This is a genomic window from Myxococcus xanthus (assembly GCF_013116825.1).
Lineage (GTDB): Bacteria > Myxococcota > Myxococcia > Myxococcales > Myxococcaceae > Myxococcus > Myxococcus xanthus_B.
Genome location: NZ_JABFNS010000146.1, coordinates 1 through 22346, shown reverse-complemented (window position 1 = coordinate 22346; position 22346 = coordinate 1). Strand labels below are relative to the sequence as shown.

Here is a 22346-nt window from a genome sequence, read left to right as displayed (position 1 = left end):
AGAGGTGTATAAGAGACAGGGACGTCCGCCCGCACCTTCCCGCCGGGAGGTGGATCAGCGCCGCCGTGCATGACATGGCGGAGGCCCGTGCGGCCCGAGGCGCGGACCTCGCCTTGGTGAGCCCGGTGTTCGCTCCCGGTTCCAAGCCGGGAGACACACGGCCTTCCCTGGGGCCGGAGGGGTTCAGCGCCCTGGCCGCGGCGTTGCCCTGTCCCGCGCTGGCCCTGGGCGGAATCACCCCCGCGCGCGCGGTGACGCTGCCGGACGCGGCGGGCTTCGCGGTCATCTCGTCCGTCCTGGAGGCCGACGACCCGACGGCGGCGGCGCGGAGCCTGCTGGCCGCGTGCGCCGGGCGGGCTATGCTGCGTACCCCGTGAGCTCCACTCCCGCTGCCGCCGCGCTGCGCCCCCTCGCCATGGGGGAGATGATTGACCGCGCCGCCACCTTCTGGCGCACCCACCTGAAGCCCCTCTTCCTGCTGAGCTTTGGCTTCACGCTGGTGAACTACATCGCGACCAAGGCGACGTTGGTGATTGGCCAACGGGTGGCGCCACTGCTCTACATGGGTGACGCGGAGTCGCGCGCCCAGTTGGACCCGGCGGTCATGCTGCCGCAAGCGAGCATCACCATCGCGCTGTGGACGAGCCTGTTCCTGTTCCTCGTCTGGATGTACTGGCTGGCCACCCTGGCCGCGTCCCGCTACGTCCTCACCTCCCAGTTGGGAGAGCCGGTCCGCCCCGCGGATGCCCTGCGCCGGAGCTTCTCGCGGCTGGGCACGCTGACGGGGGTGTATCTGCTGTCGCTCGGCTGGTCCGCGCTGGTGACGATGGCGCTCATGCTGCCCGGGATCATCCTCGCGATCATCGGCGTCGCCGTCGGAGTGGCCTCGGGTTCCAACACCCTGGCCGTCGTCTTGGGTGTGGTCGGAGTCGGGCTCGCGAGCCTGGGCCTGCTGGCCGCGGCGCTCTGGTACATGCTGCGCTTCCTGCTGGTCCCCCCGGTGCTTGCCATGGAGGACTTGAGCGCCTGGGAGACGTTCCGGCGCTCCGGTCAACTCCTGTCGGGCCGCGTGGAGCCCGGCTTCATGGGTCGGGTGATGGTGCGGGCGATGATTCTCTTCACCGTGGTCAGCCTCATCCTCATCTCCGTCCAGCTCGTCTCCGGGTTGCCATCGTGGCTGGTGATGATGCCCTACGGCAGTCCCTTCGACCCGGGGACCATGGCCCGCACGCCGCAACTGCTGCTGGTGCCAGTGGAGCTGCTGCAGACGGTGGCACAGTCCGTCTTCACACCCATCAACTTCGTCTTCTGCGCGCTCTTCTACCTGGACATGCGCGTGCGCCGCGAAGCCCTGGACCTGGAGCACCAGCTCAACACGATGACGCCCGCCAACTGACGGCGCCCCCAGGACTCCACCGTGCCGAGCCTGCCCCTCCTCCTGCTGCTGGCCGCCCTGCCCTGCGCCGAGCGCGAGGACATCACGCTGGACCTGCGCGAGACGGCCGAACACCGCCCGGCCGGGTTCGCCGATGAAGTGAGCACGCTGTCAGCACGCCTGGGCGGAATCCCGCTGCCTCCCGCCCAGGACGGGGACACCACCCCCGAGCGCGCGGAGCAGATCGCGCGCTTCCTGAAGGAGTCCTGCGACGTCCAGGCGTTGGCGAACAGCCCCGGCGCCATCCCGCCCCCACCGACAGAACCCGAGCGGCTGGAGGCCATCCTCGACCGCCCCGAGTTCGCCCGCGCGCGCCAGCGGCACGGTGATGCGCTGAAGCGCATCATGCGGGAGGTGACGGCGTGGCTGGAGGGCCTCTTCGAATCCAGGGAAGCCCAAGGCTTCGCGGTGGCCACGCGCGCGGTGATGCTGGGGCTGGCGCTCGCGCTCATCCTGTGGGGCGTGCTCCGGCTCCGCGCGCGGCGTGGACGCAAGGCGGCGCATGTCTCCGCCTCCTCCGCGGCGAACGCGGAGCCGTTGGTCCTGGACTCTCCGGCCGAACACCTGCGAAGGGCCCAGGCGGCGCTCTCCACGGATGCGCGCGAAGCCATCCGGGAAGGGTTGTTGAGCCTGCTGTCCTCACTGGAGGAGCGGCGGCTGGCCCGGCCAGACCGTGTGCGAACGAACCGTGAGCTGGCGGCGGAGTTGCCGGGCCGCGGCGCGTCCGCGGCGCTGGTGCGAGAGGTGGAGCGGCTGATGGGCTGGTACGACCGGACCTTCTATTCGCTCGCGCCGGTGGCGCCGGAGGAAGCCGCCCGCTTCGTCACCGAGGTCGAGTCGCTGAATGGAACCCTGGCCACGGAGGGCGCACGGTGACGAACCCCCGGGCCGTCGTCTTCTTCGGAGTGCTCATCGCGCTGGCCCTGGCGGTGGGCCTGTCGACGCGCACGGACGCGCCTGACTCACCGGTGCCCACGGTGGAGAACACGGCGCCGCAGGGAGCTCGCGCGCTCTATCTGTACCTCCGCGAGGGGGGCCGCGCCGTGGACACGCTGCTGACGCCGCTCGAAGCCATTCCCCCAGACACGCGCACCGTGGTGCTCGCGGCGCCCGAAGGTCGGCCCGTGACGACGGAAGAAGTCACCGAGCTGGAACGCTTCGTCCTGGAAGGCGGGACGCTCGTGTACCTGTCGCCCCGCGAGCTGGGGAAACATCAAGCGGCGCTCGAGGGATGGCTGCGTCTGGAGTCCGGGCTGATGCTACCCGCCAGCAGCCGCGGCCTGGACTCGACGCTGTCCGACGTGGGCGGGACCACCGTGGACGTATGGCTGCCCGTGGGTCCCCTCCACGGACTCTCCCAGCTTCGAGTCTCCCAGGACCGGGGCCTGCGCATGGGCCACGATGACGCCGTGCCCATCGCCGGCATGGGCGGCGCGGTGGCCGTATGGCGCAGGGCCATGGGCAAGGGCGAGGTGTACGTGCTGGCCGGCTCGGACCTGCTGGAGAACCGGCGTCTGGAGCTGCTGGACAACCTGCGCTTCTGGGAAGCGCTGGCTGCCCGCGGGCCCCTGCTGTTCGACGAGTACCACCACCAACTCGCGCCGCCGCCCCCCTTCTCCCGTGGCATCTGGGTCTTCACGGCGCAGGTGCTGGCGGTGGGGCTGCTCTACGTCGTGTCGCGAGGCACACGCTTCGGAGCGCCGCGCCCGCTGCGCGTGGAGCGCCACCGGTCCGCGCTGGAGTACGTGCGCAGCATGGGATGGCTGATGCGCCGCGCGAAGGTGGAGAAGGAGTTGCTACCCGAGCTGGACCAGGCCCTGCGCCAGCAGATGCAGGAGCGCCTGGGCATCCCCGTGGGCCTGTCGGACGAGGACGCCGCGCGCATGATGGAACAGGACGGTGGCGTCTCCGCCACCGAGTACCTGGAGGCGAAGGCCGACCTCACGCGGACCCACGCGCAGCCCACCGTGGCGCCGGCGGACTATGCGCGGGTGGCCCGCCGCTACGCCCACCTGGAGCGGGCGCTGGCGGGCCGCGAAGCCCGCGCTTAGGCGGGCGGTACGTCAGAGCGCCTTGCCGTCGGCCATGAGCGCCGCGCCCACGTGGTGGCGAATCTCATCCACGCGCGCGTCCCAGCTCTCGCCGAAGATGCGCTCGGCGCGCTCGCGGTTCGGACCGGGTTTGTCCGCCAGACACTCGCCCACCTTGCGCACGAAGTCCGCGGTGTCCTTGGCAACCTTGCAGAGCCCCACCTTGCGGACCTCCGGCAGGTCCGTGGACACCACGGGCAGGCCAGACGCCAGGTACTCACGCACCTTGAGCGGATTGGCGTTGAGCGTCAGCTCGCTGACCTTGAACGGCATCAGCGCCACGTCGAATGCCTTGCTGTAGCCGGGCAGGTCCGCGTACGGCTTGCGGCCCAGCATGTGGATGTTCGGCTCGGCGCGCAGCGCGGAGTCGTCACAGTCCGGCGTCGTCTTGCCGATGATGACCACCGAGCCTTCCGGGTGGGCGCGGGCCGTGGCGATGATGGCCTCCTGGTCCACCCAGTCCGCCACCAGCCCGAAGAAGCCGATGAGGGGCTTGGGCAGACGCGCGATGTCCGCGGGAATCGTCGTGGCCGGATCACACGCCTTCACGAAGTGAGTGAAGTCGGTGCCATGCCGCACCAGCACCGTGCGCGGATTGACGCGGGCCTTCTTCTCACGCAGCCGCTCGGCGGAGGTGATGCAGAGGTCGGCTCGCTTGAGCAGCCGCTCCTCCAACTCCGCGATGTGGCGGCCATTGGTGTCGCTGAAGGCGGAGAACTCGTCCACACAGTGGTAGATGACGAACGCCTCGCCCAACGTGCCAGACACCGGCGCGGATGCGGGCAGGAAGCTCCAGGAGATGGGCTTCTGGAAGCCCAGCTTCTTCATCGCCCGCAGCACCTGGAGCCGCAGCAACTGCCGGTTGGCGCCGCGCACCAGCTCCGAGCCATAGAAGGGAATAGCCAGCGGCGACAGGACGTGGATGTTGGGCTCCACCTCGCGGATGCCTTCGGTGAAGCGGCCCAGCTTGTCGAAGATGCGCTTCACGTCATGCGCGTTGGCCTTCGGCGCGCGGTTGCCGATGCTGTTCACCCAGAGGATGCGGTTCTCCCGGGAGAGAATCCGCATGATGTGGACCTTTGACAGCGGGTCCCCATCCCAGTCGTTGGAGAACACCACCAGGTCACGTCCGCGCAGTGCCCTGCGCGCGAGGTCCAGCTCATCACTGCGCCGCATGTCTCGTCTCCCCCAGGCCTGAACCTTGTTCGTGTAGCGATTTCAAACCGTTGTTGGAGGACAGCTCCCCGTACAGCGAGAGCAGCTCCGGCCCCGCGTCCACCTGGGGCACATGCATGGGCCCTGCCGCCACGGCCTCGCGAATCACCCGCGCCAGCTCCCCGGCATTGCCCGCGGCGAACACGCGGGTGGGCGCGGGCCGGACGCAGACATCGCTGGCCACGCAGGGCACTCCCAGCGTCAGCGCCTCGCGCACGGAGATGGAGTCCCCGTCATGTGTGGTGGGACGCACGAAAGCGTCGCTGCGCGCGATGAGCCCCAACGCAGCGGAGTGCTCGAGCTCCCCCAGCACCTCCAGGTGGCCCGCCACGCGCGCTTCGCGGACGTCGCGGATGAACGCCTCGGATTCCAGGCCCGGACCGAAGAGCGCCAGGCCCACGTCCGGCCACGTCTGTGCCAGCTCGCGCAGCGCCCGGAACATCAGCGCGCGCCCGTAGACGGGCGATGGATGGTGCGCCATGGACAACAGCACCCGCCGCCGGGAGCGCGCGGCCTCCACTGCTGCTGGAACGAGCCCCGGCCGCACCTGCGAGGCGCAGAAGGCTGGGAGCACATCGATTTTCTCCGCGGGCACGCCGCAGCCCACCAGCGCGGACTTCACCGCGTCCGACACGGCGACCACCCGCGCGTAGCCCGCAAGCGCCACGCGCGCGAAGTTCCGACGCGTGTCGGACGCGGCGAGGTAGTCCGGCAGCAGTCCCGAGTGGAGGGTGATGACCCGGGGAGACTTCGGCCCGGGCAGGCTACCCACCATCCCCGCCAACACCCAGGACTTCGGGTTGTTGCCACTGGTGTGGACGTGAATCGTCCACCCGGTGGCGACGTGCCGCGCGAGCCACAAGGCGAACGGCGCGGCGCCGCGAGCCGGGATGACATCCGGAGCCGGCCGGCCCCCCTTCCCGATGTCGAGCACCTTCACATCGACCCCACAGCCGCGCAGGTAGCCATGAATCTGTTGAACATGAACCGCGACGCCACCGTGCGGTGGCGGGTAATCCCCGACGAGGAGCACGCGCATCGATGTGACTCCCGCGGACTACTGGCGCAGCGTGGAAGACGGCGGCACGGATACCAGCGACACACGGGGCGGCAGCTCCCCCATCTCGCGCTGGTACGTCCCGAGCGGATCCGGGTCCTGCCGGATGACCCGCGCGGGCACCCCGGCCACCACCGCGCCCGGAGCCACGTCCTTCACCACCACCGCGTTGGCGCCAATGACGGCGAAGTCACCGATATGGATGTTGCCCAGGATCTTCGCGCCCGCGCCCACGCGCACGTAGTCACCAATGACGGGAGCGCCCTCGATGCCCGAGCGCCCACCGATGGTCACCTGCTGCGAGATGAGGCAGTTGCGTCCAATCCGCGAGGCCTTGTGGATGACCACGCCGATGCCGCCGTAACCCAGTTGTGTCCCCTCGCCGATCTCCGCGTCCTCGGGGATGTACGAACTGTGCAGATAGTAGATGGCCTTGCGCAGCACGGCTGGCAGCAGGGGCACACCCCGCTTCTTCAGCCCGCGCGCGAGCCGGTAGAACGTCATCGCGTCGACACCCATCACGCCTCCCAATCCCCTTGTTCCAACCCGCCCCAACCTAGGTACCGCCCCGCAGGGAGGGAAGTGCGCGCTACCCCGCCCTTCGGGCTCGCAGGCCCGCGAGCAGGCTGAGCGGTCGCACCCCCGTGAAGTGCAGCACCACCAGATATCCGATGAAGAACAGTGCCCCGGCCACCGCCAGAGGCAGCACGCGCCACAGGAAGCCCGTGGGCAGATGCGCCCAGGCCCCGTGGGCACCAGCCCGCAGGACGAACACCGCCGCCGCCGCCGCGCACGCCGCCAGCGTGGCCTTGCCCAACGACTGCCAGGGAATCACGTCCACCACGCCCAGCTTCCGCTCCGGCGTGGACAGCGCCGCGGGCACCCGTGCCAGCAGCATGGCCTTGCCCACCACCTCCGCCACCGCCCACGAGCCGATGCCGCCCATCAGCCCGAAGTGCTTCACCCCCAGCCACACCAGCGGCACCGTCACCGCCGCCTTCACCGCGTAGGAGGCGAAGATGGCCCGTGTCTGCCCCCGGGCGCGCAGCGTCCCGTCCATGGGGAGGATGGAGAGCACCACGCCCAGCACGCTGATGCGGAAGACGGGCACCGCGGGCAGGAACTTCTCACCAAACATCGCCCCGATGAACTCCGGCGCCGCCGAGAAGAGGAACGCCGCGAAGGGCAGGAAGAAGTAGGCCAGCTTCCCGGCCGCTTCGCGGAAGGCCTCCACGCCCTCTTCCAGGCGGCCCTCGCGCTCCAGCTCGCCCAGCCGCACCATCAGCACTTCGCTGGTGGGCGTGTACAAGAGGTCCACCACCGGCAGTTGGAAGCAGCCGACGCGATAGAGCGCATACAGCGCCGGCGCCACCGCGCCCGCCACCGCGTACAAGTGCGCGTTCTGCTGGGGAATGGCCAACAGCATCGCCGCGCCGAACGGCGCCGCGTAGGTCAGCTGCTCGCGGAAGCGCTGGCCGTCCACCCAAGGTCCGGTGGCGCCGCGCAGCGACACCACCCACGTCGCCAGGTAGCGGAGCGCCGCGAAGGCCGCCACCGCCATCATCATCCCGTAGAGCGAGGCGCCCAGGAGCGGCGGCACCACCATCACCGAGGCCCGCACCGCGTCCGATATCAGGTACACGACCGCGGACGCCTTCGTGCGGCCCTGCGAGGTGAGGGACACCTCCAGCGGGAAGCTCCCCAGCAGAAAGGCGGTGTACGCGGCCAGCGGCAGGCGGTACTCGGCCAGCGCGGGGTTGGAGAACCAGCCCGCCACATACCCGAGCAGCGCCCACACCGCTCCCGCGCCCACCAGACCCATGGCGGACATGAACAGCAGCGTCTGCCCCAGGAAGGGCCGCTTCGCGTCCGCGCGCGGCAGGAAGTAGTAGAGGCTCTGCACCACGCCGAACGGCAGGACGTAGTAGAGCGTCGTGGCGATGAGGAACAGCTGGTAGTACGTCCCGTAGTCGTCCAGGTTCAGCACCCGGGCGAGCACGAGGGGAATGGACAGCGTCAGCCCGGCGGTGAACAGCCGGGCCAACACCAAGGGGCCGGCGCGGCCGAGGAACGAGCCCCCGGACGCGGCCGACGTGGAACCTCCGCTCACGGAGCCTCCTGGAGCGTCGTGGCGGTCTCCGGACCCACCACGAGTTCGTTACTGGTCGCTGGATTGGGGCTCACCCGCACCGGGGCACTGCTCAACTGGTTTCCCACGGTGGGGGCGCTGATGAAATGGGGGCGCTTCCCCGGCACCGGGCTGCTCATGCCCAGCACCCCGAAGCAGTCATCCAACTGGCAGCCGGTGAGCGCCGACGAATAGTCGCCGAGCATGCCCAGGCTGAAGTTCTCCCACAGCACCTTGCGCTTGAGGGTGAACGGGTCACCGCCAATGCGGTTGGGCATGTCCTCCGTGGTGACGCCGGAACGGAAGCCGTTGGCCGACAGCACGCGGATGACCTCGTCCGAGTACCAGCCATTGCAATAGGCGAAGTCGCGCACGGTGATGCCCACCTCGCGCTCGATGGCGCGCTTGGACTCCAGGATTTCGCGCTCCACCACGTCCTGCGGCTCCAGCGTCAGCACCGTGTGGCCCAGCGTGTGCGCGCCGAACTCGAAGCCGTCGCGCGCCATGCGGCGCACCTCGTCCCAGTTCATGATGTCGCCCTGCTCCGGCACCAGGTCCGCGCCGCCGCCGAGCTGCTGCTCCAGCGCGTCGATGATCTCCGTCAACACGCGCGTGGGGTGCTCGCCGATGAAGTCGTCCAGCGACGCCGACACCGTCTTCTGCCCGGAGAGGATGGGCCCCAGCAGTTGCAGCGCGGGCGCGGGCAGAGAGTCGTAGAACGGCCGGAAGCGGCGCTCCTGGACACGGCGAAGCAGGTGGAACAGCCGGTCGTGATTGAAGCGCTTGTCGGTGCTGATGAACGCCGTGGGCAGATAGGTGATGGCCGGAACCCCCATCTCCTTGAGCACCGGATAGGCGTACCGATAGACGTCGCGGTAGCCGTCATCGAACGTGACGACGCACAAGTCCTTCTTCGCCACCCGGCGGCCATTCATGACGTCCACCGCGTCACCGATGGAGGCCAGCTCGAAGCCCGCCGAGTGCGCCTCCTCGAGGTGCCGGCGAAAGGTCTCCTGGGAGATGAGCAGCCCGGGAATCGAGCGCTGAAGCTCCCCGGTGAAGTCGCTCACCACGCGGTGGTAGCTCACGATGAGGATGCGCCTCCCGCCAGACTGGGAGCGCCGATACGCGGCCATTGCCCGCCGCATCCCGCTGTAGTGAATCATCCCCGCCGCCGCCGCCTTGACCGCTCTACGCAACACCTTGCCCGTCGCCATTCACGCCCTCCGCGCGGATCAGCTGAGTCCGCCTCGCATGCCCGCGCACCGTTGCAGGGGAGGTGCCAGGAGGGAGGTTGGGCACCCTGGACCGGGCAGTCGAGAGGGCCAGCCGTCCGAACGGGTCGCGTGGTGAGCAGTGGACGTTCCCCTCCGTGGAACCCCGGAGGCCCCCGGCGGGCACCTCCGACCACATGGGGAGGAAAACCTTTCCTCCCGACGGGCTCGCCCTTTCTCCGTCCAGGCCACCATCTTGGGTTTCACTGGTGGACGTTCTGGTTTCCGGATACGAACGCCCCCGCCGATGCCTCCCCTCTCCGCCGCCCCCGCGCTTGCCCTGCATGATGTCAGCAAGCGGTATGGCCGCCGGTGGGCCCTGGCGCGTCTCACGTACGCGCTCCCCGCCGGACGCTCGCTGCTGCTCACCGGCCACAACGGTTCCGGGAAGACGACCCTGCTGCGCCTGCTGGCCACCGCCCTGAGTCCCACCGCGGGCCGGGTGGAAGTGCTCGGCCGCGACGCGGTGATGGAGCGCGACGCGGTGCGCCGTGACGTGGCGCTGCTGTCGCACGCCAGCTTCCTCTATGAAGACCTCACCGCGCACCAGAACCTCACGGTGCTGGCCCGGCTTCTGGGGCTGCCCTCGCCCGCGGACGCCGCCAGCGCCGAGCTGACCCGGGTGGGGCTTGACCGCCGCTCCGACAGCCCGGTCCGCAGCTTCAGCGCCGGCATGCGCAAGCGCCTGGCGATTGCCCGCCTGTTGCTCAAGGCGCCGACAATCGCGTTGCTCGACGAGCCCTTCGGCGAGCTGGACCCCGCGGGCATCCGCGACATGGAGGCCATCATCGCGGAGCTCAAGGGCAGCGGCGTCACCGTCATCCTGGCCACCCACCTCATCGAGCAAGGCCTGACGCTGTGTGAAGAACGCCTTCACCTGCAGGAAGGCCGGGCGGTGGCGGCATGAGCACCTCGCGTCCCCGCCCCATCGGCCTCCTGACGGCGACCCTGGCGCTGCTGCGCAAGGACCTGCTCATCGAGTGGCGCACCCGCGCGCGCCTCAACGCCATCATCTTCTTCGCGCTGGCCACGCTGCTGATGTTCTCCTTCGCGCTGGGCCCCGACACGAAGCTGCTGGAGAAGAACGCCGGCGGTTACTTCTGGTTGGCCATCCTCTTCGCCAGCGTGCTCGCCCTGGGCGAGTCGTTCCGCGTCGAGTCAGAGAACGCGTGCATGGACGGCATCCGGCTGGCGCCCGCCGACGCCCGCGCCATCTTCCTGTCCAAGGCCCTGGGCAACACCCTGCTGCTGACGGCCCTGGGCGTCCTGCTGGTGCCCGTCATGGTGGCCCTGTACGGGGTGCGCATCGTCACCAGCGTGGTGGACCTGGGGCTCATCCTCTTGCTCGGCAGCCTGGCCTTGAGCGCCCCAGGAACCGTCTACGCTGCGATTTCAAGCAATGCACGGGCACGGGATGTGCTCCTGCCGTTGCTATTGTTCCCGCTGGTCATCCCCGCCCTCCTCTCCGCGGCCAAGGCGACCACGCTCGTACTTCAGGGAGACCCCATGCGTCAGTTTGACTCATGGGCGGGGCTTTTGGGCGGATTCAATCTGATTTATTGGGGCGTAGGCTTCTTGCTGTTCCCGCGGATCATCGAGGACTGACGGATGGGTAAGTTCATCAAGTGGGGCCTGCCGGCGCTGGCGCTGGTCGTTCTCGCCGCGGGGTGGTGGCTGGGACTGGCGTGGGCGCCGCCGGACCGTGAGATGGGTGACGTGCAGCGCATCATGTACGTCCACGTCCCGCTCCAGTGGGTGGCCATGGTGGCCATGGCCATCAACTTCGTGGTGGCCATCAGCTACCTCATGAAGGCGAGCTGGAAGCTGGATGCCGCCGCCGAGGCGTCCGCGGAGATTGGCCTCGTGCTGGGCACCGCGGGGATGATCACCGGCGCCATCTGGGGCCGACCGACCTGGGGCGTCTACTGGTCGTGGGATCCGCGCCTGACCTCGCAGGCCATCATGCTGGTGACGTACACCGGCTACCTGGTGCTGCGGCGCTTCGTGGAGGACCCGGAGAAGCGCGCCACGTGGAGTTCGGTGGTGGCCATCATCGGCGCCATCAACCTGCCCATCGTCTGGTTCTCCGTGCGCTGGTGGCGCAGCCTGCACCAGGTGCAGTCCACGCCGAAGACGGTGGACCCGGAGATGACGCTGGCCCTGCGCGTGTCGGCCTTCGGGATGCTGTTCCTGACCATCTGGTTCCTGATGCTGCGCTACCGCCAGGCCCTGGCCGAGCGCCAGGCGGAGGTGGCCCTCCCGGATGCGCTGCCGTCGGACCTCGCCGCCGCGGGTGGCGCCAACTCCACGAGGGTGGCCTGAACATGATGACGCTTTCCACGCAGATGCTGTGGATCCTCGCGGCGGCGCCTGGACAGGTGGGCAGCGGCCGCATCGTTGGCGGCTGGGGCTATGTCTGGGCCTGCTACGGCATTACAGTCGCCATGCTCGTACTCTACGCTGTGTCCCTGTGGGTTCGTCGGCCCAAAGCCCCCACCGACGCCAAGGAGTGAGTCGCCATGTCCCCCGTCGCTCGCAACCGTCTGATCGCCCTGGGGGCCCTGCTCGTCGCGGGGGCCGGCCTGGGATTCGTGGCCTTCGGCAACATCGGTGAGAACCTCGTCTACTACTGGAGCCCGTCGGAGATGCTGGGCCAGGGTGACAAGGCGTACTCGGCCACCATCCGCCTGGGTGGCGTGGTGGAGGCAGGCAGCATCCAGTGGAACGCCGAGCACACCACCCTGCAATTCCGCGTGGCGGATGACGTCAAGGAAGGCGCGCCCAGCGTGCTGGTGCGCGCCACGGAGACGCCGCCGCAGATGTTCCGCGACAAGATTGGCGTCGTCGTGGAAGGCACCTACGACAAGTCCGGCGTCTTCAGCTCCAACCGGCTGATGGTGAACCACTCCAACGAGTACCGCGCCCCCAAGGAGGGTGAGGATCCTCGTCAGTGGCAGGAGACGCTCTCCGACGCCACCGCCATGGGTGCGAAGTGAACGGAACCGTTGGCTACGGCCTCGTGCTCGGAGGGCTCGCGTTCGCGACCTTCGGAGCGCTCGTGGGCCTGGTGAGCGGCCTGCGTCGAAGTGACGCAGGCTTCCCGTGGGTGCTGCGCGCGGTGTGGGGCTTCGCGGCCTGCATGGTCGGCTCCAACCTGGTGATGGTCCACGCGCTCGTCACGCACGACTTCAGCGTGCGATACGTGGCGCAGGTGGGCAGCCGGGCCACGCCGCTGGTCTACACCATCGTCTCGCTGTGGAGCGCCCTGGAGGGGTCCATCCTCTTCTGGGGCCTCATCATGGGCGGCTACATCGCCGTCTTCGCCTACATCCACCGGCGCGAGCACGCGCGATACATGCAGCTGGCGCTGGGCACCATGCTGGCGGTGGGCGTCTTCTTCGCCTTCCTCATCGCGGGACCGGCCAACCCCTGGGGCGCGGTGTCCCCGGTGCCAGCGGACGGCCCCGGCCCCAACCCGCTGCTGCAGAACCACATCCTGATGGTCATCCACCCGCCCATGCTCTACCTGGGCTACGTGGGCATGACGGTGCCCTTCGGCGTCGCGGTGGCGGGCCTGCTGCGCGGCGAGATTGGCGAAGCGTGGATGGCGCCCCTGCGGCGCTGGACGCTGGTGGCGTGGCTCTTCCTGTCCATTGGCATCATCCTGGGCGCCTGGTGGGCCTATGCCGTGCTGGGCTGGGGCGGCTACTGGGCGTGGGATCCGGTGGAGAACGCGTCCTTCCTGCCCTGGCTGACGGCGACGGCGTTCATGCACTCCACCATGGTGCAGGAGCGCAAGCGGATGCTGAAGCTGTGGACGCTCAGCCTCGCGCTCGCGTCCTTCGTGCTCACCATCCTGGGCACGTTCATGACGCGCTCGGGCATCTTCAACTCGGTGCACTCGTTCACCCAGTCCGACATCGGGCCCACCTTCCTGGTGTTCCTGGGCTTCCTGCTGGTGCTGTGCGTGGGCCTGCTGGCGGTGCGCGGTCCGCTGCTGGTGCCGGAAGGCCAGCTGGCCTCGCCGCTGTCTCGCGAGGCGAGCATCCTGGTGAACAACCTGGTGTTCGTCGCCATCACCTTCACGGTGCTCCTGGGCACGCTGTACCCGCTCATCTCCGAGGCGGTCCGCGGCGTGCGCGTGAGCGTGGGCGAGCCGTACTTCAACAAGATGGCGGTGCCGGGCGGCATCGCGGTGCTCTTCCTGATGGGCGTGGGCCCGGTGCTTCCCTGGGGCAGGCCGGATCCGGCCACGCTGCGCCGGCAGTTCATCATCCCCTCCGTGGTGGGGCTGGTGGTGACGGCGGCGTGCTTCGCGGCGGGCCTGCGCGGCGTGTACCCGCTGATGACCTTCGGGCTGGCGGGCTTCGTCACCGTCATCACCATGCGGGAGTTGGTGGCGCCGGTGCGGGTGCGCATGTCCGAGCGCAAGGAAGGCTTCGTCGCCGCGCTGACCACCAGCGCGCTCAAGGCCCAGCGCCGCTTCGGCGGCTACGTGGTGCACCTGGGCATCGTGGTCATCATCGTCGCGGTGGCCGCGTCCTCCGCGTACGTGAAGCACACCTCCGGCACGCTGAAGAAGGGGCAGGTCATCGAGCTGGGCGGCTACCAGATGAAGTACCTGGGCCTGGTCAGCGGCGAGGAGCCCCACCGCACCTACGTGGCGGCGCGCATTGAAGTGACGTCCCCGGGCGGAAAGGTCTCTGAGCTGAAGCCGCGGCTCAACTACTACGAGCGCAGCACGGACCCCATTGGCACCCCCGGGGTCCGGGAGACGCCGGCCGAGGACCTCTACGTGTCGCTGATGGCCTTCTCCGAACAGGCCGGCACGGCGAGCATCAACATCTGGGTCTTCCCGCTCGTCGGGTGGATCTGGTGGAGCATCCCCCTGCTGGTGCTGGGCACTATCATCGCGCTGTGGCCGCGCCGGAAGACCGCCATGGCCATGGCGGGCGCGCCGGCGGTGGGCGCGTCCCCGCTCACGGGTGGTGACGCCGAGCGAGGGGCCGCGTGATGAGGGGCTGGCGCTACACGCTGGGCTTCGTGGCCCTCTGCGCGGGTCTGCTCTTCGTGTTGTTCAAGGGCTTCGGGCGCAACCCGCACGAAGTCCCCTTCATGATGAAGGGCAAGCCTGCCCCGGACTTCGCGCTGCGCGCGCTGGACAGCGGAGAGAAGGTGAGCCTGGCTGACCTGAAGGGCCGGCCGGTGGTCATCAACTTCTGGGCGTCGTGGTGCAGCCCGTGCCGCGTCGAACACCCCGTGCTGGAGTGGGGCGCGCGGCAATACGGCTCGCAGGCGGTGTTCCTGGGCGTGGTGTTCCAGGACACCGACGACAACGCGCGCGGCTTCCTTCAGCAGTACGGCGCCAGCTTCCCGCAGCTGGTGGATCCGCGCTCGCGGATGGCGCTGGACTACGGCGTGGCGGGCGTGCCGGAGACGTACTTCATCGACCCCAACGGCATCATCCGGGGCAAGCATGTGGGCCCTATCGACCCGCAGACGCTGGCCCTGCGCATCCAGGAGCTGTCCACGCCCTCCGCCCCCACCGAGGCCGCGCGGAAGTAGCCCCTGTCGTCCCAACGAGGTGGCGGTATGCGGTGCCTGGAGTGTGGTGAAGACTCCAATTCCCGGTTGCGGTACTGCGAGAACTGCGGGGCGACCATGCCCGAACCGCCCAAGGGAACGGGCACCCGGGTCGCGCTCCGCCCCTCGCGGCCCCAGCGCGACCTGGCGGAGCCCGCCTATGCGGCGGACATTCTCGAGGAGGCGGATGAGCACTCGCGGCCCTATGTCGTGGGTGGCGCGCCCGAGCTTCCGCCCGAGGACAAGACAGACCCGGGCCAGTCCGCCCCGGCCTACGACGGGCCGAAGTGGCTGGCGCACGTGCCGGCCCACTCGCCCACGGTGCTGGGCGTCATCGTGGTGGGCTGCGCCGTCTTCCTGTCCGCCCTGCTCTCCTCCTCTGGCGTGGGCCTCCTCGGGACGCTGCTGGCGGTGGTGAGTGGCACGGTGCTGGTCGCACGCGAGCTGCGCGCCGCGGAGCAGTCGCATGGCTTCACCGAGCGGATGCCCGCGGTGTTGATGACGCCGGAGGCCGCCGCCGCCGCCACCGCGGTGCTGGGGGCGCTGGCGCTGCGCTCACTGAGCCTGGGGGTGCTGCCGCTCCTGATGGTGGCGGGCGTGGGGCTGGTGGCCCATGACCAGTACCGCAAGGTCATCGCGGGCGAGGACGGCGTGGGCGCGTACTTCGAGCCCCGGCAGCTCCTGGCGATGCCCCAGCTGGTGGGCCTGGGTGGCGTGGCGGTGTGCCTGCTGGCGCTGTTCGCGCCGTGGGGCACGGTGAAGTTGGATCTGGGCTTGCCGGACAACGCGCCGGTGCCCCAGGGCCCGCCCGAGCTGCGCGTCATCGCCACGCAGCGGCCCACCGATGACATGCTCTACAGCTACGGTGGCGGCGTCACCCACCTGCGGGGCTGGGATTTGCCGGCGTCGGTGGTGGTGGAGCTGGCGCTGCTGGCCGTGCTCGCCCTGCTGGCGCTGCGGCCGGAGGTGGAGCGCCCGTCCTGGACGCGCTACCTGCCCGCGGGCGCGGTGGCCCTGTCGCTCGCGTTCGCGGGGCTCAACATGCGCCTGCTCCCCGGGCCCTTTGTCTTCGTCTTCGGCCTGGGCGCGGTGGGCTTCCTCGCGGTGCAGCACCTGCGCGCGGCTCGCGCCGCCGAGCCGCCCCCGCGGCAGTACGAAGAAGCCGTCGACGAGGAAGGCTGAGCCGGGTCAGCCCGCGAAGGGCACCGGCGCGACGCCGCGGACGCCCGGTGACAGCTCGAAGAGCCCACCGGCCAGCGGCTGGGCCTCGAGCTCCTCCGCGCTGAGCCCGTCCCGCCCGGTGGTGACGAACAGCCGGTCCAACGCGTCCCCGGCGAAGGCGACACTGGTCGTCTTCGTCACGGGCAGCCGGTACTCGGCCAGCCACGCGCCGTCCGGAGAGAAGCGGCGCACGCAGCCCCCTCCGTAGAAGGCAATCCACAACCCGCCCTCCGCGTCGGCCGTCATTCCGTCAGGGAAGCCGTGCGCCTCCTCGAAGTGGAGGAACTCCCTGCGTTCGCCAGGCACCCCATCCGGGCTCAGGTCGAAGGCGTAGGTGACGCGCCGGGGCGAGTCGTTCACATAGAGGGTCCGCCCATCAGGGCTGAAGGCGGGGCCGTTCGTCACGGTGTAGCCCTCATCGATTCGGGCGAGCTGCCCCTGCGCGTCGAACCGGTAGAGCCCGCCGGTGGGCGCCTTCTCGCGGTCATCCATGGTGCCCACCCAGAAGCGGCCCTGCGAGTCCACCTTCCCGTCATTGCAGCGGTTGTGGGGGTGCTCAGGCTCCGGGTCCAACAGCCGCTCCAGGCGCGCGCTCCGGGGCTCGTAGAAGGCCAGGCCCCGCTCCGTCCCCGCGATGAAGCCTCCACTCCGGCGGGGCGCGAGCGAGGCGATACGCAAAGGGGTGTCCCAGCTCGCCTGCGCACCGCTCTGGAGCTCCAGCCGGTGCACCTTGCGGCCCGGGATGTCGAGCCAGTAGAGCGCGCCCTCGGTGGCCATCCAGAAGGGGCCCTCGCCGAGCACCGCTCGTGCGGGCCAGACGCACCTGGCTTCGTCGTGCATGGCAACATCCGTGGTGCGCATGCGTGGCTCCTCCAAGAAAGCGAGACTCAACGTCCGTGGCCAAAATAGGCACACCGCACGCGCCGGGCATGCACGCGGCGGCGGACATGGCCTCGTCACGCAGCGATCACTCCGGCTCGCCCGGCTGGCCATGCATGCGTCCTCTGACTGACCCACCAGGTTGAGCTCCGTTAACCCGACGCACAGAACAGGGTTATCCCAGAACTTCCGGCGATAGCGGGCACTCCGGGTTCCCGTACCTTGGGCAGGCCTTCAACGATGCACAGACACCATCGCGAATCCAGGCACGGGGGGAGCGCGGCATGGTCAGTCCGAGGACGGCACCAATCCGGACAGGAAACACCAGTACCTTCATCTTGAAGCAGCGACGGCTGCACCTGGTCCTGCTGGATCCACAGGAAGCGCCCTACGCGGATACGGAATACGTGCTCACGGTCGGCCGCACCGAACACTGCGGCAGGACGGCGGCGGATGGCTCACTGAGCCACGACGTCCCGGGCCTCGCCGCGGGTGAGTTGCTGGTGAAGATCTCCAAGCCGCCAGCACCACCGCCCCGCCGGAGCGCGCCTCCCTCCGCCGCCAAGAGCGCGCCACCGCCCTACCCACCCGCCGTCACCGATGAGGACTTTCCGGACGCCACGCCCGGCGCCGCGTCCGAGCCGGTGACGCTCCGCTGGGCGCTGCAGCTCCAGTCGCTCCCGGGATTCGAGTCCGACGCCCTCCGGGCCGCGCAGGAGCGGTTGCACAACCTGGGCTACGCCATTGCAGGTGAGCGCGGGTCGCCCGGAGCCTCGACGAAGTCCGCCGTGCGAGCGTTCCAACGCCGCCATGGCCTGCCGGAAACGGGACAGCTCGCGGACATCTCCCGCGAACTCATCCGCCTGCACGACGCCTGAGGCCTCCACCCATGGCACGCATCTCAATGACGGCCAGTGTCGCCCTCGCTGCGCCCGGAGGACGCAACCGCAACCGCCTCCGTCCCGCCAGCCATGGCGTCGCGGACTTCCGGCTCCGCAGCCCTGGAGGTCCCCAATCCCGCTGCCACCGCCCCGTGCCCTTCCCCGCGCTAACAGGGGGTGATGACGGCTTCCACTTCGCGCCCGAAGTCGAGCCGGTGGAGTTGACGTGGCACCTGCTCAATCCAGGCGGGCTGGTGCGCGCGGGAAAGCTGGAGCTCTTCACGCGCTACCGCAAGGCGCCGCTGTGGTCGCGGGAGCTGAGCCGCGAGGAGCTCCTCCAAGGCGAGCACCGGTGGGCATGGGATGGCCGCGTGCCTGAGTCGGAGACCTTCCCGGATGGCGTCGTCACGGTGGAGCACTCGCCGTACAAGCTGAAGCTGACGCTCCAAGGCAGTGGACTGGCGCAGGCGCCCGTGGCGTGGACGTTCTTCCACGTCCTGGTGGCGGGCGTCGACCTGGAGTTGGGTGAGCCTCGGGTGCTCTCGCGACCACGCGACCGTGAGCTGACCCAGTCCTTGAGGCGGCTCCCCGCCCCCGGCGAGAAGGCCGAAATCCGGCTGGTCGGGAACGTCTTCAAGACAAAGCCATCGGAGATGTCTGATGACACGGACCACCAACTGCACCGCAAGCACTGGGGTAACGGACCGGAGCTTCCGCTGTTCGCCCGAGCCTGGCTGAAGGACTCGCGCGGCAACCGGGTCGATGCGCCGAAGGCCCTGGGCCGCGTGCGCTTCCTCTGGGACTGGGAGGACGAGACAGAGGCCATCGAACACCATGCCCCCACGGCCCGGGCCTTCCTCAAACATGCGCTGGACCGTCACTGTTCGACATCACAACCCAAGGGCGACAATGCGCACCGGGACGTGGGCGGCAAGCGCGGTGCGCCGTCGTTGGCGGTGTTTCCCAGGCAGGCCGGCTACAGGCCCCAGGCCGAGCCCCGTGACGGCGTCTTCCCCTTCCGCGTCACGCCCTGCAACAAGCGCGGTTGGGCGGCCTACAGCCAGGCATGGACCACAGGGGCTTTCGCGGGACGCACGGGCGTGGTGTTCCAGCCCTCCAGCATCGCGGGAGACGCCTGGCGAGTCACCGTGCAGCTTGCCTATGACCGCCGCAGGGATGGCGGCGTGGTGCTGGATGTGGACGATGATGGACCGCTGCCCGCCGCCGTGCACGCCGCCACCGGCATCTTCGAGTCCTGGCGCGAGGTCCACATCTCCCGCCTCTTATGCAAGGACACGGGCGCCTCCGGATTCTCGCTCCCCACCGTGCAGGGCCATTTCAAGCGGGCCTTTCTGCACCTGGAGGACCGCACGGGTGGCGTCTCGGGATGGTGCGCTCGGGAATACAACGCGAGCATCGCCGCGGCCGTGGCGGCGTCCCGGCATTGGGAGCTCCGGGCGGCCATCGACCCCGCGGTGGACCAGTTCGCCGCAGGCGGCCACGCGCTCACCTTCCGCACCCACGAAGAGTTCCTGGCCGAGGTGAAGCGCGTGAAGCACTGCGGCGATGCGGACCTCGCCCGGTGGCTGGCGCCCACGCGAGAGCGCAGGCTGTCCCTGCTGGAGGCTCGCGAGTACCACCGGCAGTGCAAGGACTGGGCAAAGGCACTGCTCACCCGAGCGCTGGACTCGGCGCTGGGGACGGCCGCGGGCATCGCGCTCTTCCAGTTCTCCGGGCTCTACAACCTGGAGACGACGTTCGGCGGCATTCGCGTGAACGGTTTCGCGTCGGAGTTCCCCTCACGCAAGCGGGACCGCTGCGCCGTCATCCAATGTGCCGCGCCGGGCAACTATCAAAACAGCCTCAACTCGCTGGAACAGACGCTGGCGCATGAAATCGGGCACCAGCTCTTCCTGCCACATGCCCCCTTCCCCACGGATCGCGAGATTGGTGGCGCCCAGGCGAAGCGCCACGACGTCGACGGGAAGGACTGCCTGATGGGCTACGACTTCACGACGGAGCGGCGCTTCTGTGGGCTCTGTCTCCTGCGCCTGCGGGGATGGAACACCCACGCCCTGGACCGCGACGGTGCCCGGAACGCGCGGCCATGAGCGCCTCCGTCCTCTCCGGGCCGTGGCTGCTCGTGCTGACCCTGTCGGCGGCGAACCCCGTCCCCACGCCGTCCCAGGTCAAGACGGCACCGTCCCCACCCTCTGGAGGTGTGCCCATGCGCATCCAACTCAGATTGTCCAAGGCGCAGCTCGTCACCTCAGAAGACATGGACGTGCGCATCGCCCTGTCCAACGAGAGCGCCACGCCCTTGGAGTTTCCCGACCCCTTCCGGCACTCGGACCAATCCCTGACGTATACCGTCACGGGCCCCGAGTACCCCAAGGGACATGCTGTCAATCACTACACTGTCATCGAGCGTGAGGGCACGCAGCCGCTCGGTGGCGTCGTCGCGCCCCAGGTCCGCCTGGGCTCGGGACGCGTGCTCGAGTCCGTCGTACCGCTCCAGGAATGGGCGCCCATCCGCCAGCCCGGCCGTTACCGGCTGACCGCGAGACTTCAAGCCGCGGGTATCGACACGGTGTCCACGCCGGTCGAATTCGACGTCGTGACAGGACGGCCAGGCTCCGCGTCGGCGGGAATGATGATTGGAGGCGGGCCGTACTCCGGGGTTGGCACCGTGTGGCTCCAGCACCTGGAGGAGCAGACCCTCCTGATGCAGGCCGTCTTCGTGGACGAGACGGACGAGGCCGGGCGCGGCGTCTCACGGCGGACCTCGAAGGTGCTGGGAGCGGTGGCGCCAGACGCTTCCGACGCGCTGGCGCCGTGGACGAACGATGCGCCGGGTGGTGAGGCCGTGAGCTGGATCCTATGGCGCCGGGGCGCGTCGATTCTCGCCCTGGCTCCGCCCGCGACGCCCTCAGCGCCCTTCCGGTTTGACCTGGAGGCGCCGCCCGAGAGGCTCATCCGTCCGCCCCTGGAGACACATGCCGGAGAGCTCTTCGTCCCCATCGTGGAGGCTGGGGGAAGAGGGCTCCGACTCCTGCGATTTCAGTCGAGCATGGATGCCTCCCAAGTCACTCCCGGAAAGGAAGTGGGGCGCGTGAGGCTCCCATCCGTGCCCCTGAGCGCTCGCGCCACGCTGCAGCCCGGGTCCGTGGGAAATGGCATCAGCATCGTGCTCGTGAGCGAGGCCGCGGGAGGGCTGGAAGTCCAGCACGTGCGAGCCACGGGCGCCGGCCGCCTGAGCCGAGTGGCGAGCACGCTCCTCCGAGGTCTGAGCGCGCTTCCTGATTCCGAGTTGGGCGTCTGGATTGATGACGCGGGCCACGTCCATGCGGCCCTGGTGGCGGCGTCGCAGAAGAACCCTCGACAGCCCATGCTGGCGGAAGTCCGCTTCCGTTCCGACGGAAGGCTCGTGGCGCCTCCACGCATGACGCCGCTGCCCGAGCTCCCCACGAGTGCACGCGCCGCGGTGGCGCGACACTGTCATCTCCCCCACTCCGACAGAGCAGGCGAAGTGCGCTGGGCCATTCTCCTGGAAGACGGGAGGTTGATGCATTCGGGGCAACGAGGTCCCCCCTCGTCACCGAAGCAGCCTGTGGCGATCCCACTGGAGTTGGTTGAAATGCTCCAGGGCACGTTCATCCTCACCACGGACCCCATTCGGGGCCCTGAGTTTGAATGGCTTTAGCCTCCAGGGCGATTCCCGCACATGCCCGAAGTGGCAGCCACGATTGCATCTCCTGACGTTTTCAACGCAAAACGTCTGCTGTGAGCGTTTGCCTCACCAGCGCGCTTCGACCGGTGAGTCCCCCCGGTACTTTTGGAACTGAAGCGACGAGCCCCGCTTCGCCGTAACGCAACGGCGGCACCCGGGAAGGAGTCACGTGCCGTGAATGCACCAGAATCCTCACCGGCTGGGCTACAGCATGTAATGCTCGACCCGCGAATGCGCTGGCGCATTGTCCGCGGCGTAAGGAGGATCACTTGGCCACCAGCGCAATCTGCGCACGAGAGAGCGCCAGCCAGCTCTTCAGCGAAAGCCCGTGGACTCGCCGGTGCATTGAGGGCGCCACATCAACGCCCGCGCACCTCCACCAACCCTTGCGAACTACCAGCGCCCACTCGAGCCACCGCCCGACGAACGCCCGCCGCTCGAAGAGCTGCTCCGGCTGGATGAGCTCGACGACGAGGACCGCGTGAGCTTTGGCGTCGAGTGACGGGAAGTCGCGGTGTGGTGACAGTGCGTGCAACGCACCGTGACCTCGATTTCTCCGCCAGAGGAGTACGTCGCGCTGCGAATCGTCCGGTTCGTCTTGTTCGCGGTCACATAACGGCACTTCTTGCACCGGACATGACGCGTGAAGAGCGTTCCATAGCGCTCCACCACCGCGTCCTGGCATGGCTCGCACCACCACACGTCGTAATCCACCGAGCCCAACTGTTCTTCACGAACCTGCCCCGGCATCAGGTGGGCATCGTCGGCATCCTCATCGAGCCGCGCTCTCGGGTTGCTGCACTTCTGGCACCGGCGCGGCCTGCGACGAAGCAGCGCCCGGCCCGCAACCCCC

At 69.2% G+C, this 22346-nt stretch carries 23 protein-coding genes; 16 read left to right on the top strand and 7 right to left on the bottom strand.

The window, feature by feature from the left end; all coding sequences use genetic code 11:
• The 4 genes from HNV26_RS31375 to HNV26_RS31360 form a co-directional block, all read left to right on the top strand.
• On the top strand, window positions 1-377 hold a 377-nt coding region (locus HNV26_RS31375; protein WP_171452929.1), incomplete at its 5' end, for a thiamine phosphate synthase.
• On the top strand, window positions 374-1396 hold the full coding sequence (locus HNV26_RS31370; protein ID WP_171444621.1) for a hypothetical protein: 1023 nt from the start codon (window positions 374-376) through the stop codon (window positions 1394-1396). The genes HNV26_RS31375 and HNV26_RS31370, both read left to right, overlap by 4 nt.
• A 21-nt stretch (window positions 1397-1417) precedes the next feature.
• Window positions 1418-2311, top strand: coding sequence for a DUF4129 domain-containing protein (locus tag HNV26_RS31365; RefSeq protein WP_171444622.1), 894 nt, complete (start codon window positions 1418-1420; stop codon window positions 2309-2311).
• On the top strand, window positions 2308-3486 hold the full coding sequence (locus tag HNV26_RS31360) for a DUF4350 domain-containing protein (protein WP_171444623.1): 1179 nt from the start codon (window positions 2308-2310) through the stop codon (window positions 3484-3486). Before HNV26_RS31365 ends, HNV26_RS31360 begins: the two co-directional genes overlap by 4 nt.
• 12 nt (window positions 3487-3498) lie before the next feature.
• On the opposite strand, the gene exoP is transcribed toward HNV26_RS31360, so the two are convergent.
• The 5 genes from exoP to exoL form a co-directional block, all read right to left on the bottom strand.
• On the bottom strand, window positions 3499-4701 hold the full coding sequence (gene exoP, locus HNV26_RS31355) for a spore coat polysaccharide biosynthesis glycosyltransferase ExoP (RefSeq protein WP_171444624.1): 1203 nt from the start codon (window positions 4699-4701) through the stop codon (window positions 3499-3501).
• Window positions 4688-5779, bottom strand: a complete 1092-nt coding sequence (gene exoO, locus HNV26_RS31350) for a spore coat polysaccharide biosynthesis glycosyltransferase ExoO (RefSeq protein WP_171444625.1) — start codon at window positions 5777-5779, stop codon at window positions 4688-4690. Before exoO ends, exoP begins: the two co-directional genes overlap by 14 nt.
• A gap of 18 nt (window positions 5780-5797) precedes the next feature.
• Window positions 5798-6316, bottom strand: coding sequence for a serine O-acetyltransferase (locus tag HNV26_RS31345; protein ID WP_171444637.1), 519 nt, complete (start codon window positions 6314-6316; stop codon window positions 5798-5800).
• Between the two features lie 70 nt (window positions 6317-6386).
• Entirely contained in the window at window positions 6387-7907 is a 1521-nt protein-coding gene (gene exoM, locus HNV26_RS31340) for a spore coat polysaccharide flippase ExoM (RefSeq protein WP_171444626.1), read from the bottom strand.
• Window positions 7904-9061: a spore coat polysaccharide deacetylase ExoL gene (gene exoL, locus HNV26_RS31335; RefSeq protein WP_171444638.1), complete on the bottom strand. Its 1158-nt coding sequence runs from the start codon at window positions 9059-9061 to the stop codon at window positions 7904-7906. Before exoL ends, exoM begins: the two co-directional genes overlap by 4 nt.
• Window positions 9062-9446: 385 nt before the next feature.
• Here exoL and ccmA point away from each other — a divergent pair, with 385 nt between their 5' ends.
• The 8 genes from ccmA (at window position 9447) to HNV26_RS31295 (ending at window position 15964) form a co-directional block, all read left to right on the top strand.
• Window positions 9447-10106, top strand: a complete 660-nt coding sequence (gene ccmA / locus HNV26_RS31330; protein WP_171444627.1) for a heme ABC exporter ATP-binding protein CcmA — start codon at window positions 9447-9449, stop codon at window positions 10104-10106.
• Window positions 10103-10804: a heme exporter protein CcmB gene (locus HNV26_RS31325; RefSeq protein WP_140791112.1), complete on the top strand. Its 702-nt coding sequence runs from the start codon at window positions 10103-10105 to the stop codon at window positions 10802-10804. Before ccmA ends, HNV26_RS31325 begins: the two co-directional genes overlap by 4 nt.
• 3 nt (window positions 10805-10807) lie before the next feature.
• Window positions 10808-11521, top strand: a complete 714-nt coding sequence (ccsA, locus tag HNV26_RS31320; RefSeq protein WP_171444628.1) for a cytochrome c biogenesis protein CcsA — start codon at window positions 10808-10810, stop codon at window positions 11519-11521.
• Between the two features lie 2 nt (window positions 11522-11523).
• Window positions 11524-11712, top strand: a complete 189-nt coding sequence (locus HNV26_RS31315; protein WP_011553300.1) for a heme exporter protein CcmD — start codon at window positions 11524-11526, stop codon at window positions 11710-11712.
• Window positions 11713-11718: 6 nt separating this feature from the next.
• A complete protein-coding gene (locus HNV26_RS31310; RefSeq protein ID WP_011553299.1) occupies window positions 11719-12195 on the top strand; it encodes a cytochrome c maturation protein CcmE in 477 nt (158 codons plus the stop codon).
• Entirely contained in the window at window positions 12192-14213 is a 2022-nt protein-coding gene (locus tag HNV26_RS31305) for a heme lyase CcmF/NrfE family subunit (protein ID WP_171444629.1), read from the top strand. Before HNV26_RS31310 ends, HNV26_RS31305 begins: the two co-directional genes overlap by 4 nt.
• Window positions 14213-14764 (top strand): TlpA family protein disulfide reductase, encoded by a 552-nt coding sequence (locus HNV26_RS31300; protein ID WP_171444630.1) that lies wholly within the window; start codon window positions 14213-14215, stop codon window positions 14762-14764. Before HNV26_RS31305 ends, HNV26_RS31300 begins: the two co-directional genes overlap by 1 nt.
• 96 nt (window positions 14765-14860) lie before the next feature.
• Window positions 14861-15964 (top strand): zinc ribbon domain-containing protein, encoded by a 1104-nt coding sequence (locus HNV26_RS31295; RefSeq protein WP_253817238.1) that lies wholly within the window; start codon window positions 14861-14863, stop codon window positions 15962-15964.
• A 6-nt stretch (window positions 15965-15970) separates the two neighbouring features.
• Here HNV26_RS31295 and HNV26_RS31290 read toward each other — a convergent pair whose 3' ends face one another.
• A complete protein-coding gene (locus tag HNV26_RS31290) occupies window positions 15971-16864 on the bottom strand; it encodes an SMP-30/gluconolactonase/LRE family protein (RefSeq protein WP_171444632.1) in 894 nt (297 codons plus the stop codon).
• Between the two features lie 356 nt (window positions 16865-17220).
• Here HNV26_RS31290 and HNV26_RS31285 point away from each other — a divergent pair, with 356 nt between their 5' ends.
• Genes HNV26_RS31285 through HNV26_RS31275 form a run of 3 tightly spaced genes read left to right on the top strand, consistent with a single transcriptional unit; the run spans window position 17221 to window position 21466 of the window.
• On the top strand, window positions 17221-17760 hold the full coding sequence (locus tag HNV26_RS31285) for a peptidoglycan-binding domain-containing protein (protein WP_253817237.1): 540 nt from the start codon (window positions 17221-17223) through the stop codon (window positions 17758-17760).
• Window positions 17761-17771: 11 nt separating this feature from the next.
• Window positions 17772-19874, top strand: coding sequence for a zinc metalloprotease (locus tag HNV26_RS31280; protein WP_171444634.1), 2103 nt, complete (start codon window positions 17772-17774; stop codon window positions 19872-19874).
• A complete protein-coding gene (locus tag HNV26_RS31275; RefSeq protein ID WP_171444635.1) occupies window positions 19871-21466 on the top strand; it encodes a hypothetical protein in 1596 nt (531 codons plus the stop codon). The genes HNV26_RS31280 and HNV26_RS31275 overlap by 4 nt, the downstream gene beginning before the upstream one ends.
• A 292-nt stretch (window positions 21467-21758) precedes the next feature.
• Here HNV26_RS31275 and HNV26_RS31270 read toward each other — a convergent pair whose 3' ends face one another.
• Window positions 21759-22028: a hypothetical protein gene (locus HNV26_RS31270; protein ID WP_171444636.1), complete on the bottom strand. Its 270-nt coding sequence runs from the start codon at window positions 22026-22028 to the stop codon at window positions 21759-21761.
• A 101-nt stretch (window positions 22029-22129) separates the two neighbouring features.
• Here HNV26_RS31270 and HNV26_RS37990 point away from each other — a divergent pair.
• Window positions 22130-22346, top strand: a 217-nt coding sequence (locus HNV26_RS37990) for a hypothetical protein (protein WP_216612899.1), incomplete at its 3' end; no start/stop codon positions are given.